Annotated in this window: 15 protein-coding genes; 11 read left to right on the forward strand and 4 right to left on the reverse strand. The window is 68.7% G+C overall.

The features are described from left to right. Positions 1 to 105 precede the first annotated feature (105 nt). The 8 genes from glnT to ACZY1G_RS14385 all read left to right on the forward strand — a co-directional run bounded on the left by glnT (position 106) and on the right by ACZY1G_RS14385 (position 8,638). Complete coding sequence (gene glnT, locus ACZY1G_RS14350) at positions 106 to 1,416, forward strand: type III glutamate--ammonia ligase (protein WP_463822751.1); 1,311 nt, start codon at positions 106 to 108, stop codon at positions 1,414 to 1,416. A 23-nt stretch (positions 1,417 to 1,439) separates the two neighbouring features. Next, a complete protein-coding gene (locus ACZY1G_RS14355) occupies positions 1,440 to 2,357 on the forward strand; it encodes a class II glutamine amidotransferase domain-containing protein (protein ID WP_463812525.1) in 918 nt (305 codons plus the stop codon). Continuing rightward, complete coding sequence (locus ACZY1G_RS14360; RefSeq protein WP_463812527.1) at positions 2,345 to 3,034, forward strand: protein glxC; 690 nt, start codon at positions 2,345 to 2,347, stop codon at positions 3,032 to 3,034. Before ACZY1G_RS14355 ends, ACZY1G_RS14360 begins: the two co-directional genes overlap by 13 nt. Continuing rightward, on the forward strand, positions 3,034 to 4,389 hold the full coding sequence (locus ACZY1G_RS14365; RefSeq protein WP_463812528.1) for an FMN-binding glutamate synthase family protein: 1,356 nt from the start codon (positions 3,034 to 3,036) through the stop codon (positions 4,387 to 4,389). The genes ACZY1G_RS14360 and ACZY1G_RS14365 overlap by 1 nt, the downstream gene beginning before the upstream one ends. A gap of 2 nt (positions 4,390 to 4,391) precedes the next feature. Next, the gene (locus ACZY1G_RS14370) at positions 4,392 to 5,570 is read left to right on the forward strand and encodes an NAD(P)/FAD-dependent oxidoreductase (protein ID WP_463822752.1); all 1,179 of its coding nucleotides are present in this window, start codon (positions 4,392 to 4,394) and stop codon (positions 5,568 to 5,570) included. Positions 5,571 to 5,581: 11 nt separating this feature from the next. Continuing rightward, the gene (locus ACZY1G_RS14375; protein ID WP_463812530.1) at positions 5,582 to 6,241 is read left to right on the forward strand and encodes a helix-turn-helix domain-containing protein; all 660 of its coding nucleotides are present in this window, start codon (positions 5,582 to 5,584) and stop codon (positions 6,239 to 6,241) included. 234 nt (positions 6,242 to 6,475) lie between these two features. Beyond that, positions 6,476 to 8,281: a 2-isopropylmalate synthase gene (gene leuA, locus ACZY1G_RS14380; protein ID WP_463812531.1), complete on the forward strand. Its 1,806-nt coding sequence runs from the start codon at positions 6,476 to 6,478 to the stop codon at positions 8,279 to 8,281. Positions 8,282 to 8,386: 105 nt separating this feature from the next. Further along, positions 8,387 to 8,638 carry a hypothetical protein gene (locus ACZY1G_RS14385; RefSeq protein WP_463812532.1) on the forward strand — a complete coding sequence of 84 codons (252 nt, stop codon included), beginning with the start codon at positions 8,387 to 8,389 and terminating at the stop codon, positions 8,636 to 8,638. Position 8,639: 1 nt separating this feature from the next. On the opposite strand, the gene ACZY1G_RS14390 is transcribed toward ACZY1G_RS14385, so the two are convergent. Continuing rightward, a complete protein-coding gene (locus tag ACZY1G_RS14390; protein WP_463822753.1) occupies positions 8,640 to 9,641 on the reverse strand; it encodes a DEDDh family exonuclease in 1,002 nt (333 codons plus the stop codon). A 77-nt stretch (positions 9,642 to 9,718) separates the two neighbouring features. Between ACZY1G_RS14390 and ACZY1G_RS14395 the strand changes: the two genes are divergently transcribed. Further along, positions 9,719 to 10,942, forward strand: coding sequence for a MurT ligase domain-containing protein (locus ACZY1G_RS14395; protein WP_463822754.1), 1,224 nt, complete (start codon positions 9,719 to 9,721; stop codon positions 10,940 to 10,942). Continuing rightward, the gene (locus tag ACZY1G_RS14400) at positions 10,939 to 11,655 is read left to right on the forward strand and encodes a type 1 glutamine amidotransferase (RefSeq protein WP_463822755.1); all 717 of its coding nucleotides are present in this window, start codon (positions 10,939 to 10,941) and stop codon (positions 11,653 to 11,655) included. The genes ACZY1G_RS14395 and ACZY1G_RS14400 overlap by 4 nt, the downstream gene beginning before the upstream one ends. On the opposite strand, the gene ACZY1G_RS14405 is transcribed toward ACZY1G_RS14400, so the two are convergent. Together ACZY1G_RS14405 and ACZY1G_RS14410 are read right to left on the reverse strand one after the other, a co-directional pair. Next, positions 11,656 to 12,300: a response regulator transcription factor gene (locus ACZY1G_RS14405; protein ID WP_463814750.1), complete on the reverse strand. Its 645-nt coding sequence runs from the start codon at positions 12,298 to 12,300 to the stop codon at positions 11,656 to 11,658. A gap of 8 nt (positions 12,301 to 12,308) precedes the next feature. After that, positions 12,309 to 13,505 carry a sensor histidine kinase gene (locus tag ACZY1G_RS14410; protein ID WP_463822756.1) on the reverse strand — a complete coding sequence of 399 codons (1,197 nt, stop codon included), beginning with the start codon at positions 13,503 to 13,505 and terminating at the stop codon, positions 12,309 to 12,311. Between the two features lie 132 nt (positions 13,506 to 13,637). Between ACZY1G_RS14410 and ACZY1G_RS14415 the strand changes: the two genes are divergently transcribed. Next, positions 13,638 to 14,951, forward strand: coding sequence for a cytochrome P450 (locus tag ACZY1G_RS14415; RefSeq protein WP_463822757.1), 1,314 nt, complete (start codon positions 13,638 to 13,640; stop codon positions 14,949 to 14,951). Here ACZY1G_RS14415 and ACZY1G_RS14420 read toward each other — a convergent pair. Next, a complete protein-coding gene (locus tag ACZY1G_RS14420; protein WP_463822758.1) occupies positions 14,932 to 15,789 on the reverse strand; it encodes a hypothetical protein in 858 nt (285 codons plus the stop codon). The two genes, ACZY1G_RS14415 and ACZY1G_RS14420, sit on opposite strands and share 20 nt — an antisense overlap. Positions 15,790 to 15,850: the final 61 nt, after the last annotated feature.

Below are 15,850 nucleotides of genomic sequence, written 5' to 3' on the forward strand. Positions count from 1 at the left end.
GCCGGCCGGTGCGAACAGCTCCATCGTTCGCACCGGCCGTTCGATGTGCGGGGTGTTTCCGCTACTGATACATTGATTCCCTACAAGAGACACAAGGTGGACGCCATGACCCAGGACCTCGCGATCGCAGCCGAGAAGGCCGGTACCAAATTCATCCTCGCGCTCTTCGTCGACCTGCGCGGAAAGCCCTGCGCCAAGCTGGTTCCCGTCGAGGCCGTGGACCTTCTGGCCACCGAAGGCGTCGGCTTCGCCGGCTACGCCGTCGGGGCCATGGGTCAGGAGCCCAAGGACCCGGACCTGATGGCCCTGCCCGACCCCGCCTCGTTCACCCCGGTCCCCTTCCTCAAGGAGGGCCTCGCGATCGTGCACTGCGACCCCCACGTCGACGGCGCACCCTGGCCCTACGCCCCTCGGGTCATCCTGAAGAATCTCGTACAACGTTGCAGCGACGGCGGATTCGAGCCGTGGGTGGGCGCGGAGGTCGAGTACTTCCTGCTGCGCCGCACCGCCGACGGTGGCGTCACGGTCGCCGACGCGGCAGACACGGCGTCCCAACCCTGCTATGACGCACGCGGGGTGACCCGAATGTACGACCACCTGACGACCGTCTCGGCCGCGATGAACGGTCTCGGCTGGTCCAACTACGCCAACGACCACGAAGACGGCAACGGCCAGTTCGAGCAGAATTTCACCTTCGCGGACGCGATCACCACGGCCGATCGTGTCGTCACGCTGCGGTACCTGCTGTCGATGATCGCCGCGGAGCGCGGCATGATCGCGACGTTCATGCCCAAACCGTTCTCCGACAAGACTGGCAGCGGCCTGCACCTGCACCTGTCGTTGACCAGCGCGGGCAACGCAGTGTTCCCCGTTGAGGGCGCCGACGACCGAGGCCTCGGGTTGTCCGACACCGCATACGGTTTCATCGGCGGAATCCTCGACCACGCCTGCGCCCTACAGGCGGTGATCGCACCGACGGTCAACTCCTACAAGAGAACCGGCGCAGTGTCCACGCGCTCCGGTGCGTCCTGGGCGCCCCGCCTGCCTACCTACGGCGGCAACGACCGTACCCACTACATCCGGGTGCCGGACAACCAACGTGTCGAGTTGCGCGGCGGCGACGGCTCCGCCAACCCCTACCTGGCGATCGCCGCGGCGCTCGGCGCCGGCCTCGACGGAATCAAACGCAGCACCGATCCCGGTGCAGTCGGATCAGGGATCAGCGCCCGCCCGCTGCCGCCCACGCTGCTGCACGCCGTCGACGAATTCGAGAACGACACCGTCATCTCAGGCGTGCTCGACGCCGCCGGCGACGGGGTCGCCGCGTACTTCGCCGGCCTCAAACGCGAAGAGTTCTTCGACTACCACAGCGCGGTCAGCCCGTGGGAGATCGACCAGTACCTGACCGCCTTCTGACAGCGCTGAACACGGAGGACACAATGTGCGGCATCGTCGGGTTGCACCTGCGCACACCTGAGCTCTACTCCCACCTGGGCACCCTGCTGAGCAGCATGCTCTGCGAAATGGGCGACCGGGGAAGCGATTCGGCCGGCGTCGCCGTCTACGGCGATCCCGCGTGGGCCCCGCCGGGTCAGGGCTGCGTATCGGTGGCCGATCTGGGCACCGGGCGGGCCGAAGACGTCGAGCTGGTCCGACGCACCGTGGCCACCGCCCTCGACGAGGATGTGGTCGCCGTCGACGTGGTCGCCGTCGGCGACAGCCACCTGCTGTCCTGCGACACGTCGTCGGAGGCGCTGCTGGCGGCGGTCAGGTCGTGCTACCCGCACGCGATCATCGCCGGTTTCGGCTCCGATATGGCGGTCCTCAAAGGTGTCGGCCACCCCCGCGCACTCACCGAGCAATGGGGACTGGCCGGGGCGCAGGGCTGGCAGGGCGTCGGCCACACACGGATGGCGACCGAGTCCGCGGTCACCCCGTCGGGTTGCCATCCCTACGCAGTCGGGCCGGGCCAGTGCATGGTCCACAACGGGTCATTCGCCAACCACGCCACCATCCGTCGTGAACTGCGTTCCCGCGGCGTGGTGTTCGACAGCGAGAACGACACCGAGGTCGGCGCCCGGTTCATCGCGGCGCAGCTGTCGGAGGGCCGCGACGTGGAGAGCGCGCTCAAGGAGCTCTGCGCGACCTTCGACGGCTTCTACACGCTGCTGGTGTCCAACCGCGACTCGTTCGCCGTGGTCCGGGATGCGATCGCGTGCAAACCCGCGGTCATCGCCGAGACCACCAACTGGGTGGCGATGGCCAGTGAATACCGCGCCTTGTCAGGACTTCCCGGCGTCGAGAATGCCCGCATCTGGGAACCCGAACCGGAGGTCGTCTACGCATGGAGCCGTTGATGACACGCTTCGACCTCCAGACCACGACACTGCGCGAGGTCAACGCCGCGCTGCACGCCCCGGACCTGCAGGGCGAGTTCGTCATCGACCATCCCGCCGGTGCGCACAACGTCGCCGTCGGCCTCGACGCGCAGATCAGCGTGACGGTCAACGGCCACGTCGGGTACTACGCCGCGGGCATGAATCAGCAGGCCGATGTCGTGATCGCCGGCAACGCAGGCACCGGTGTCGCGGAGAACATGATGAGCGGCTCGGTGTGGGTGAAAGGCAGCGCCTCCCAGTCCGCTGGTGCGACGGCACACGGTGGCCTGCTGGTGATCGAGGGCGACGCCGCGGCACGGTGCGGCATCTCGATGAAGGGCGTGGACATCGTGGTGGGCGGCACCGTCGGGCACATGAGCGCGTTCATGGCCCAGGCCGGCCGTCTCGTGGTGCGCGGCGACGCCGGCGAGGCACTCGGCGACTCGCTGTACGAGGCGCGCATCTACGTGCGGGGTGAGGTGGCCTCCCTCGGCGCCGACTGTGTGGCCAAGCCGATGCGCGCCGAACACCACGAAGAGCTCGAACAACTGCTCAAGGCAGCGGGTTTCGAGGACGACGACACCGCCGCCTACACCCGCTACGGCTCCGCGCGATCGCTGTATCACTTCCACGTCGACAACTCTGCGAGCTACTGATGACCGACACCGACGACCGCGCGCGCCTCGGCCTGCGCGAGTCCGCCACCTTCGACCGCGCCACCATCGCCGCGATCCAGCGCGCCGCCGACACCGGCGTCTACGACATCCGCGGCTGGGGCGCCAAACGCCGGCTCCCCCACTTCGACGACCTGCTGTTCCTGGGTGCGTCGATGTCGCGCTATCCGCTCGAGGGCTACCGCGAACGCTGCGCCACCGACGTGGTTCTCGGTGACCGGCACGCCAAACACCCGCTGCACCTGGCGATCCCGGTGACCATCGCCGGCATGAGCTTCGGCGCGTTGTCCGGACCGGCCAAGGAGGCGCTGGGCCGCGGCGCCAGTGAGGTCGGCACGTCGACGACCACCGGAGACGGCGGCATGACGCCCGAGGAGCGCGGCCAGAGCAAGCACCTGGTGTACCAGTACCTGCCGTCTCGGTACGGGATGAACCCCGCCGACCTCCGCAAGGCGGATGCGATCGAGGTGGTTCTCGGCCAGGGCGCGAAACCCGGTGGCGGTGGAATGTTGCTGGGGCAGAAGATCTCCGAACGCGTCGCTGCGATGCGCACGCTCCCTCAGGGCATCGATCAGCGCTCGGCGTGCCGCCATCCCGATTGGACCGGCCCCGACGATCTGACCATCAAGATCAACGAGCTGCGGGAGATCACCGACTGGGAGAAGCCGATCTACGTGAAGGTCGGCGCCACCCGCACCTACTACGACGTGAAACTCGCGGTGCATGCCGGCGCGGACGTCGTCGTCGTGGACGGCATGCAGGGCGGGACCGCCGCCACCCAAGAGGTGTTCATCGAACACGTCGGCATCCCCACTCTGGCCGCGATCCCCGAGGCGGTACGCGCGCTGCAGGAGCTGGGGGTCCACAGGACCGGGGCGAGCGGAGCGACGGGAAAGGCTGGAGTCCAGTTGATCGTGTCGGGTGGCATCCGCAACGGCGCCGATGTCGCCAAGGCGCTGGCGCTGGGCGCCGATGCTGTCGCGATCGGCACCGCTGCCCTGATCGCGCTGGGCGACAACCATCCACGCTACGCATCCGAGTACGAAAAACTGGGCAGCGCAGCAGGTTTCTACGACGATTACCAGGACGGCAACGATCCGGCGGGCATCAGCACCCAGGATCCCGAGCTCGCCGCCCGCCTCGACCCGGTGGCCGCCGGCCGGCGACTGGCCAACTACCTGCGGGTGCTGACGATGGAAGCGCAGACGATCGCGCGGGCATGCGGCAAGTCCCACGTCTGCCACCTCGAACCCGACGATCTGGTCGCGGTCAGCATCGAGGCCGCCGCGATGGCGAAGGTCCCTCTGGCCGGCACGTCGTGGATTCCGGGACTGTGAACATGGCCGACGTCGTCATCGTCGGCGGCGGGCTCGAGGGATGCGCGACGGCATGGGCACTCGCCGAGCGCGGCGTCACGGACGTCGTCGTCGTCGAACGCGGCACTGTCGGCTCCGGTATGACGGGCAAGTCCAGCGGCATCGTGCGCTGCCATTACGGGGTCAGCTCGCTGGCCGCGATGGCGGCCACCGGGCTGGAGGTGTTCGAGCAGGCCATCGACATCTTCGGCACCGACATCGGGTTCCGCCAGACCGGTTATGTCGTCGGCGTCGGCGAAGCCAACGTCGACGCGCTACGGAAAAGCCTTGCCGCCCAACAAGCCGTCGGCGTGCACACCGAGGAGATCGACCGCAGCGAGGTCGCGACACTGTGGCCGTTCGCCGATCTGGAGCCTTTCGCGGCCTTCGGGTACGAGTCGCGCGGCGGGTACGGCGACGCGTACCAGACCGCCCAGGCATTCGCCACGACAGCTCGGACAGCCGGTGTCCGCATCCTCCAGGGCTGTGCCGCAACGGGATTGACCACCAGTGGCGATCGCGTGACCGGGGTCGCACTGGCCGACGGCACCGAGATCGCCGCGGGCACCGTCGTCGTCGCCACCGGGGTGTGGACACAACCGTTCCTCGCGCCGTACGGCATCGACGTCCCCATCCGCGTCGTACGCGAGCAGATCGTGCTGATCGACCCCGGCGTCGATCTTCCTCCGGTGCCTGTGTTCTCCGATCTGGTCTCGCTGCAGTACGTGCGGCCCGAGGTGGGTGGCGAGATCCTCTTCGGCAACAGTGACCTCAGCGATGCGCAGACCGCCGACCCGGACAGCTATCTCAACCGGGCGACCGAAGAGTTCGTCGACCTCACCGTGGACAAGGTCGGCACCCGCTTCCCCGGTTTCCCCGATGCGGTCATCACCAGTAGCTACGCCGGCTGCTACGACGTGACGCCCGACTGGAATCCGGTGATCTCCCGCACCGATCTCGACGGCGTCGTCGTCGCCGCGGGCTTCTCCGGGCACGGCTTCAAGATCGCGCCTGCGGTGGGCAGGCTCGCCGCCGACATCGTCACCGACGGGCACAGCCGCGACCCCCGCATTCCCGCATCGGATTTCCGGCTGTCCCGCTTCGCCGAGGGCGACCTGCTCACCACGCCGTACCCGTACGCCGGCGCCGGACAGATGCGCTAGACAGGTGAGCTGTGACCTCTGCTGACGATCACGCATCGCTGCTGCGCAACAAGTCCGGCACCGCCCGCGACCGCGATCCGCAGGAGCCGGTCGACGAACTCGAGATCGAGACGGCGATCGGACGCAACGTGAGGCTTCTGCGGCTGCAGCAGGGCCTCACCGTTGCCGACACCGCCGCGCGCATCGGCATCTCGAAGGCGATGATGAGCAAGATCGAGAACGCGCAGACGTCCTGCAGCCTGTCCACGCTGGCGCTGCTCGCCAAGGGTTTCGACGTGCCGGTGACGAGCCTGTTCCGCGGCGCCGACGTCGAGCGCCCAGCGGCGTTCGTGCGGTCGGGCACCGGCGCGCGGATCGTGCGCGAGGGCACCCGCGAGGGGCACGACTACGAACTGCTCGGCTCCCTGCGCGGCGAACACAAGCGCCTGGAGTGTCTGCAAGTCACGCTGTCGGAGAAGAGCCGGACGTATCCGCTGTTCCAGCACCCGGGCACCGAGTTCATCTACATGCTCGAAGGTGTCATGGACTACAGCCACAGTCGCTCGGTCTACCGGCTGCACCCCGGCGATTCGCTGCAGTTCGACGGCGAGGGCGCGCACGGCCCCGTCGACCTGGTCGAGGTACCGATCCGGTTCCTGTCGGTGATCGCGTTCCCCGACTCACACATCTGAGGCGCCGAGTGTGCGTCCCGATACGCCCGCCGCGGCGTGTCGCGGATGACACCGCACCACCGCGGTCGCACAACCGGCGTTTTGCCCGGCGCGCCCGCGGGAGTACAGTCATCCGCGTGCAGCGGGTGCTCCTTCTCGGACGCCGCGACGGGGTCTGATCCAGACTGGCCTCCCGTCGCGGGTATTCGCGATGCGCCGGTCTGAGATTCCCAAGACCAACCCGGAGCCCACATCATGACCGAGAACTTCACCCCCGACGCCTTCCATTCGGTACGCACGATCACCACGCCTGCCGGTCCCCGTCCTGACGGCCAGCCCGCCTGGAACACCCAGCGCTCCTCCGCGATGCCGGTCAACCGGTACCGCAGCTTCGCCGCTGAAGTAGAGCCCGTCACGCTGCCCGACCGCACCTGGCCCGACAAGGTCATCGACGTGGCCCCGCTGTGGTGCGCAGTGGACCTGCGCGACGGCAACCAGGCGCTGATCGACCCCATGAGCCCGGCCCGCAAGCGTCGGATGTTCGACCTGCTGGTCCGCATGGGCTACAAGGAGATCGAGGTCGGCTTCCCGTCGGCGAGTCAGACCGACTTCGACTTCGTTCGCGAGATCATCGAGCAGGGCGCGATCCCCGACGACGTGACGATCCAGGTGCTGACGCAGTGCCGCCCCGAGCTGATCGAGAAGACCTTCAAGGCTTGTGAAGGCGCGCCCCGCGCGATCGTGCACTTCTACAACTCGACGTCGATCTTGCAGCGCCGCGTCGTGTTCCGCGCCGACCGTGACGCCGTCAAGAAGATCGCCACCGACGGCGCCCGGATGTGCGTCGAGGAGGCCGAGAAGTACCCCGGCACCCAGTGGCGCTTCGAGTACTCCCCTGAGTCCTACACCGGCACCGAGCTGGAATACGCCGTCGAGGTCTGCAACGCCGTCGCCGAGATCGTGGCGCCGACGCCCGAGGTACCGCTGATCGTGAACCTGCCGGCGACGGTGGAGATGGCCACGCCGAACGTGTATGCCGACTCCATCGAGTGGATGAACCGGCACCTGACCCCGCGCAACAGCATCATCTTGAGCCTGCACCCGCACAACGATCGCGGAACTGCCGTCGCCGCAGCCGAACTCGGCTATCAGGCCGGCGCGGACCGCATCGAGGGATGCCTGTTCGGCAACGGCGAGCGCACCGGCAACGTGTGCCTGGTGACGCTGGGGCTGAACATGTTCTCCCGCGGCGTCGACCCGCAGATCGACTTCTCCAACATCGACGAGATCCGCCGCACCGTCGAGTACTGCAATCAGCTGCCCGTCCACGAACGGCACCCATACGGCGGCGATCTGGTGTACACGGCCTTCTCCGGCAGTCACCAAGACGCCATCAACAAGGGCCTGGATGCGATGAAAGTGTCGGCCGACGAACAGGATTCGGATGTCGACGACATCCTGTGGCAGGTTCCCTACCTGCCGATCGACCCCAAGGACGTCGGACGCACGTACGAGGCCGTGATCCGGGTGAACTCGCAGTCCGGCAAGGGCGGCGTGGCCTACATCATGAAGGCCGACCACGGGTTGGCGCTGCCCCGGCGACTGCAGATCGAGTTCTCCGCGGCCATCCAGGCGATCACCGATGGTGAGGGTGGCGAGGTGTCGCCGAAGGAGATGTGGGACGCGTTCCACGAGGAGTACCTGGCGCCGATCACACCGCTGGAGCGCATGCGGCAACGCGTCGACGCCGCCGAGGTGGACGGCGGGACCGACACCATCACCGCGGTCGTCAAGGTCGACGGCGCGGAACGTGAGATCGTCGGCGCCGGCAACGGGCCGCTGGCGGCGTTCTGTGATGCGCTGGGCGCGATCGGTTACGACGTCAACGTGCTCGACTACTCCGAGCACGCCATGTCCTCGGGCGAAGAAGCGCAGGCCGCGGCGTACGTGGAGGCCTCGATCGACGGCAAGACCGTGTGGGGTGTCGGGATCGCGACCTCGATCACGACGGCGTCGCTGCGCGCGGTGGTGTCGGCGGTGAACCGGGCCGCCCGGCGCTGAGCTGATCTTGAAAAGTGTTGTGTTGATACAGTTTCCGTGCGGGGTCTACGTCATCGCGACGATTAGGCCGTTTAAACAGCGATCACGCCGGTAATTCACAGCAGCATGAAACTCTTCACCTTCGGAACAGCCATGCTGACCGGGGCCGCCGCGACGGTCATCGCGATGGCACCCATCGCCGGTGCACAGCCCAATGTGCCGTGTGACGACCCGGGCGGTGCCGCACGTGGCGCCGCATGTGACGCGACGGCACCCGAGGGCGGTCCGCCGCCCATCGTCGGGGAAATTCCGCCGGGTCAGGACGGGATGCCTGACGTCGCGGGATGCACGCCGGGACGGATCTGCGAAGCGCCCTGATTCAGAACAAGGCGAGTTGGTCATCGCCCAGGTCGGAGCCGACGAAGTCTTCGACCTGGGTACCACCTATGACTGACACCACAGCATCCGTGAACTCCGCCGACGCCATCACCGGAACGTCCAGTTCTTTCGCCTGAAAACCCTTGCCCTGCTGCACTTCCGGTGTATCGCAGACGACCAGTGACGTGTTCTGGTCGATGGACTCGGTGAAGGCGAGGCCCGCCTGAAGCGCGCGTTCGATCAACTCCTCGTGGGTACGTTCGACCTCGGCGGCCACCGCGATCCGCATGCCTTGCACCAGCGGACGCCCGGGAACGTACCGGCCGGGATTGGCGAAGCAACACGGGAGCCGCGTAGCCACCGCTCTCAATGGACGCAGCTCGTCGTGAGTGATGCGACCGTTGGGCCACGTGCGCCGCGACACCGGGTGCACCGGCAGCCACGCGCGCCGCTCGCAGGCGCGCACCAGCACCGGCTTGAGGATCTGCGCGAGCACCATCGCGTCGTCGAGAGCGTCATGGGGGCGCATCTGGGTCACCCCGTAGTGCGCGGCCAGAGTCTCGAGCCGCAGGTTCTCCAGTCCGAGGTCCAACCGGCGGGCGAGCTCGACGGTGCACATGACGGTGTCCGTCGGTAGGGCCGCACCCACCATCTCGGCCTCGGCGGCGAGAAACGCGTAGTCGAAGCCGACGTTGTGCGCGACCAGCGTGCGGCCCCGCAGCACCTCGCACAGATCCTGGACGACGTCTGCGAAGGTCGGCTGCCCGGCGAGCATCTCCGCGGTGAGGCCGTGAATATGGGTTGGGCCCGGATCGACCCCCGGATCGAGCAGCGAGTAGAGGCTCTTCTCCACGTTGCCGTCGTCACTGAGCGCGAGCGCGGCGACGCTGACGACGCGCGCCTGCCCGGGCCGGAAACCGGAGGTCTCGACGTCGACGACCGCCCACCCCGCGCCCGCCTGCTCGGCGGGCCGGCCCCAGGTGCTGACGGCGGTTGAGCTCACCCCCCGAGGATGGCACGCAGCCCCGACAAGCCTTGCTCCCCACGCCGCGTGTCGGCCCCTTCTCTAAACTGCCGGGAATGGTCTCGGTACGCGCACGGGCGGCGCTCGCAGCAGGTGCAGGCGCCCGTTGGGCGTCACGGGTCACCGGCCGCGGCGCGGGGGCGATGATCGGCGGGCTCGTCGCGATGACGATCGACCGCTCGATCCTGGCGCAGCTCGGACAGGGCCGCCGCACGGTCGTCATCACCGGCACCAACGGGAAATCCACCACCACCCGGATGACAGCTGCGGCGTTGGCCACCGTCGGGCCCGTCGCGACCAACGCCGAGGGCGCCAACATGGATGCCGGGCTGGTGGCCGCGCTGGCCGCCGCGCCGGATGCGCCCCTGGCTGCGCTCGAGGTCGACGAGATGCACGTCCCGCATGTCAGCGACGCCGTCTCCCCATCGGTGATCGTGCTGCTCAACCTGTCGCGGGATCAGCTCGACCGCGTGGGTGAGATCAACCACATCGAGCGGACCCTGCGCGGGGGCTTGGAGCGCCACCGGGCCGCCGTGGTGGTCGCCAACTGTGACGACGTCCTGATGACCTCGGCCGCCTACGACCACCCCCATGTGGTGTGGGTGGCTGCCGGCGGTGGCTGGGCCAGCGATTCGGTGAGCTGCCCGCGGTCGGGTGAGGTGATCGTGCGCGAGGGAGCGGACTGGCACTCGACGGGCTGCGATTTCCGCCGGCCCACCCCGAACTGGTGGTACGACGACACCCACATCTACGGCCCCGACGGCCTGAGCCTGCCGATGACGCTCACCCTGCCCGGCACCGTCAACCGCGGCAACGCGACCCAGGCCGTCGCCGCTGCAGTCACCCTCGGCGCCGACCCCGCCGCCGCCGTCGCCGCCGTCTCGGCCGTCGACGAAGTGGCAGGCCGCTACCGCACCGTGCCGGTCGCCCCGTCGCACACCGCCCGCCTGCTGCTGGCCAAGAACCCCGCCGGATGGCAGGAGGCGCTGTCGATGCTCGACCGCGACGCAGCGGGGGTGGTGATCTCGGTCAACGGACAGGTACCCGACGGCGAAGACCTGTCCTGGCTGTGGGACGTCCGCTTCGAACACTTCGAGGACGTGCCGGTGGTCGCAGCCGGGGAACGCGGCACCGATCTCGCGGTGCGCCTCGGCTACGCCGGAGTCGAGCACACGCTGGTGCACGACACGATGGCCGCGATCCGCAGCTGCCCACCGGGCCACGTCGAGGTGCTGGCCAACTACACGGCGTTCCTCCAGCTGAACAGGCGGCTGCCATGAGCGAATCCGCGGTCCGCATCGGACTCGTCCTGCCCGACGTGATGGGCACCTACGGCGACGGCGGCAATTCGCTGGTGCTGCGTCAGCGCCTGCGGTTGCGCGGTATCGACGCCGACATCGTCGAGATCACGCTCGATGATCCGGTGCCCGCCGAGCTGGATCTCTACACCCTGGGCGGCGCAGAGGACTACGCACAGCGGCTCGCGACCAAACATCTGGCCCGCTATCCCGGCCTGCAACAGGCGGTTTCACGCGGCGCCCCGGTGCTGGCCATCTGCGCGGCGATCCAGGTGCTGGGACACTGGTACGAGACGTCGGCCGGGGAACGGGTGTCGGGAGTCGGACTGCTGGACGTGACGACATCGCCGCAGCCGGAACGCACGATCGGCGAGGTGGCCTCGACACCGTTGATCGAAGGGCTCACGCAGCAGTTGACGGGTTTCGAGAATCACCGCGGCGGAACCGATCTGGGCGCACAGGCGCGTCCGCTGGCCGCGGTCACCAAAGGCGCGGGCAACCGGGCGGGCTCGGGCTTCGACGGCGCGGTGCAGGACAGCATCGTGGCAACATATCTGCACGGATGCTGCCTCGCGCGCAACCCCGAGCTAGCCGACTACCTACTCACCAAGGTGGTGGGACCGCTTGCCCCCCTTGACCTTCCCGAGGTCGACACGCTGCGGCGCGAACGTCTCGCGGCGCCCAGACGCGTCTGATCAGCGGGCGGCGACGATGCCGTGCCGGTAGGCGTAGACGATCGCTGCCGGGCGGTCCCGCAATCCCAGCTTGCCGAAGATGCGGCCGATGTGACTCTTCACGGTTACCCCGGAGATCACCAACTCTTCGGCGATCTCACTGTTGGAGCGGCCCTTGGCGATCAGCGTCAACACGTCGAGCTCCCGCGGTGTCAGCTCCCGCACCACGTCGGGCGCAGGGCTGGTAGCCGCAGTGCGGTAGGTGGTCAACACACGCGCCGTCACCGACGGGTCGAGGTAGCCGTCGCCGCGCGCGACGGCGTGTACAGCCCGGATGAGCTCCTCCGCCGGTGAATCCTTCAGCACGAAACCTGCTGCCCCGGCGCGTAATACACCCGAGAGCAGCTCCTCGTCACTGAACGTCGTGAGCGCCAGCACCGGCGGTCCGCCACCCTCGGTCAGGGCGCGAGTCGCCTCGATCCCGTTGACGCGCTTCATCCGCAGATCCATCACGACCACGTCGGGGTCGTGCTCGGCCACGGCGCCGGGCACCTCGTCACCGTCGGCGCACTCGGCGACGACGGCGATCCCGTCACGGCGGCGCAGGATGCGCCGCAGGCCCGAGCGCACCAACTCCTGGTCGTCGACGAGCAACGCGCTCACCATCTCGGTGGTCACAGCGTGCCGCTCGGGATCACCGCGCGCACCGACCACTGCCCGCCGTCCTGGCCCGCGTCCAGGGTGCCGCCGAGAAGTTCGATCCGTTGGCGCATCCCACGCATGCCTCGCCCTTCCTGCCGGTCTTGCCGGCGCGCGCCGGCGACGAGAGCCGGCATCCGGTTCACGACCGTGAGCGCCGCCGCCGAACCCGCGACCTCGAGGGTGACCGCCGTCGTCGACTCGGGTGCGTGCTTGGCGACGTTGGCGAGCGACTCCTGAGCGATGCGATAGAGCGCGAGTCCTTCCGCGGCGGAGATCCGACCGGTGTCGCCGGTGATGCGCAGTGACACCGACAGTCCCGCCTGCACGAAATCGTCGACGAGCGCGGCGACATCGCCGATTCCTGGCTCGGGAACCGCGGTGCTGGTCGCGTCGTCGAGCAGGCCGACGGTGTGCCGGATGTCGGCCATCGCCTGACGTCCGAGGCGCTCCGCTTGTTCGAGCGCGTCCACGGCCTCGTCGACGTCGCGGTCGACCTGCAGGTCGCGACGGGCACCGGTGACGTGCAGCAGAGTCACGCTCAGGGAATGCGCGATGACGTCGTGGACCTCACGGGCGATGCGGCGACGCTCGTCGGCGGCGGCGTGCTCGGCGCGTTTGGCCTGGGCCCGCCGCTGTTCCAGGAGCAACTCCTGCTGGGTGCGCATCAGCGAGCCGACGAGCAGGCCGATGGCGACGAAGCTCAGGTACAGCCACGGCGTGTCCACCCGACCGGCCATCGCCGCCACCGCGACCAGGACCGCCGCCGACACGGCGACGAGCAGCCCACCCCGCGATGAGGTGAACGAACCGATCACGCCGGTCAGAAGGCCGAGAAGGATCGGCGCGAAATCGCCGGCGATCGGGGTCGGGAAGCCGAAAAGGAACACCGCGGTGGTCACCATCCACGCCAGCCACACCGTCGTCGCCTCGACGGTGACGGGCACGCGCCGGCCGGCGACGACGAACACGATGTCGGGCAGGACACCGATCAGCACGGCGACGGCTGCAAGCCACCAATGCGACCACGGCCGCTGAAGGGCCGCGATCACTGCCACCACGACCATCGTCACGTCGATGCTGACGACGAACGGCCATGTGTAGCCGCCCGGCACGTCCTGCACTGTGCGCGCGGCGTACACGCGCACGCGGTGCCGCAGCGCATCGAGCATCGTCCCAGTCTAGGAGCGGTCCCGCAGCCGCGGAACCGTCTGCGGGCGGCGGTCGGTCTCCTACCAGGGTAGGAGACCATGATCAGCTCCTGGGCCGATGCGCCCATGCGCTGGAGTGCCTACCGTCGAGGTATGGCTGGCAACCTATCGACCTGGATGCGCTGGACAGCGCTGCACGGGCTCCCGCGGGCCTTTCTCTCCTATCGAGCTCGCCACGGGGAACCGATGGCGGCGTTGACCCTCGGACGGGAGGATTCTGCGGGGCGGCTGCGTCGCATCGAAGAGATCCGCGGGGGCGGCCCCCTGACGCAGACGCCAGCGGTGATGGTCACCGCAGACCACGCGGTCTGCCGAGAGATACTGCGCGACAACGATTTCCGCGTGGCCGATCCGTCTGAAACCGGCCTGCCCGACGCTCTCGCGCGGGTCGTCCGCCGACTCGACCCCGAGCTGCCCAACCCCGTCGAGGCGCCGTCGATGCTGATGACCGACCCGCCCGTGCACACCGGCTATCGCAAGATGGTGGCGCGCAGCTTCACCCCACGCGCCATCGCCACTCTCGACGCCCGCATCGACGAGCTGACCCTCGAGCTCCTCGACGGGCTCGACGGGCGCGGTGAGGTCGATCTGATCGGGGACTACGCCGCTCAGGTGCCGGCCGCGGTGATCAGCGACCTGCTCGGCGTGCCGACCGCGGAGCGCGCCCGAATTCTTCGGTGGGGCAACACCATCGCCCCGTTGCTCGACATCGGCATCACCTGGTCGGCGTATCGCGGCGCGATCACCGAGCTGCGCGACGTCGAGGCCTACATGCGGGAGCACTTCCGTCGGCTGCGCGCCGGCGGCTCGGACGGCACTCCGTTCAGCACGATGGCACTCGAGAGCGGGCTGACCGATCGGGTGCTGCGCGCGAACGCGGCGCTGCTCGTGGGCGCCGGGGTCGAGACGACCGTGAACCTCATCGGTAACGGCATCGTCGCGCTCATGAACCACCCCGACCAGCTCGCGCTTCTGCGCGACGATCCCGACCTCTGGCCGTCGGCGATCGAAGAGATGCTGCGCTTCGACAGCCCCGTGCAGATGACGGCGCGTCAAGCCAGCCGCGACACCGAGATCGCCGGCGTGCCGATCCCGCGGGACACCGCGGTGGTGCTGCTGCTCGGCGGAGCCAACAGGGACCCCAAGGTGTTCGACCGGCCCGACCGTTTCGACATTACGCGCCCCAACGCCCGCGACCACCTGGCGTTCGGCAGCGGCATCCACGTGTGCCTCGGCGCTGCGCTCGCGCGCAACGAGGCGGTGACCGCGCTGCGGGCCCTGTTCGACCGCTATCCCGACCTGCGGTTGCGTGGCGCACCGGAGCACCGCGGGTTGGTGAACCTGAACGGGTACCGTCGGCTCACCGCCCGGTTGCGGCACGAGGCCGTCACGCGCACTGCGTCGTGACGAGCGCCGCGGGCAGCTGGCAACCCCTGTCCCGCAACGCGGTTGCGACACGGGCAAGCCAGGCACTGGGACGGTCCTCGGCGATCGCCCGGATCACGATCCACTCACGCTGCTCCAGCATCCGCAGGCCGGCGATGTTCTTGACGTGGTGGTCGTCGCCGTCACACTCGACCGCGACGCCGTACTCCGGATAGGCGAGGTCGAGGAATGCGACGGGCCGCGATCCGTCGAGCACCGGATACTGCGTCTCGGGACAGGGAAAGCCGTTGTCGTGCAGCGCAAGCCGGATCGCGCTCTCGCGCGGCGACGCGGCACCGCCGTCGACCAGCGGCAGCAGTTCGCGCAGTTGCGCGACACCCCGCACCCTGGGGAAACGATCCGCCAGCTCGACGACCTCGGCGACATCGAACCGCTGATTCCACATCAATGCATCCAGCCGAGCCAACGCCTCGGCGCGGCCGAGGTGACGCCCGAGATCGAACGCGGTACGCACCCGCGTGGTCACCGGCAGCCCGCCGACAGTGGTGATCTGGTCGTCTGTGAGCACGTCGGTGTGGACGACCACGCCTTCGCGGGGGGAGCGCCTGACGCCGATCACGTCGATCGGAACATCGACATCCACCCACGGGGCACCGTGCAACCCCGCGGCCGCGACACCGGCGATCGTTCCCGTACGGCCCGTCGTCAACCACGCGCCGACCGCCCGGTCCCGCAGCGTGACCTCTACCCCGTTGCGGATGAACACGCCCCGGTAGAGCGTCGTGTAGTCGCGGCGAAGTTCATGCCGGGTCGCCACTCCCGCCCGGACGGCCTCGCCGCCGAGGATGACCCTGTTCATGCGGTCATGGTGTCAACAGCCACCGACAACGCCGACCGATCACGCGAACAGGTCAGGCCAT

It is taken from the genome of Mycobacterium sp. IDUB_5, assembly GCF_055419565.1.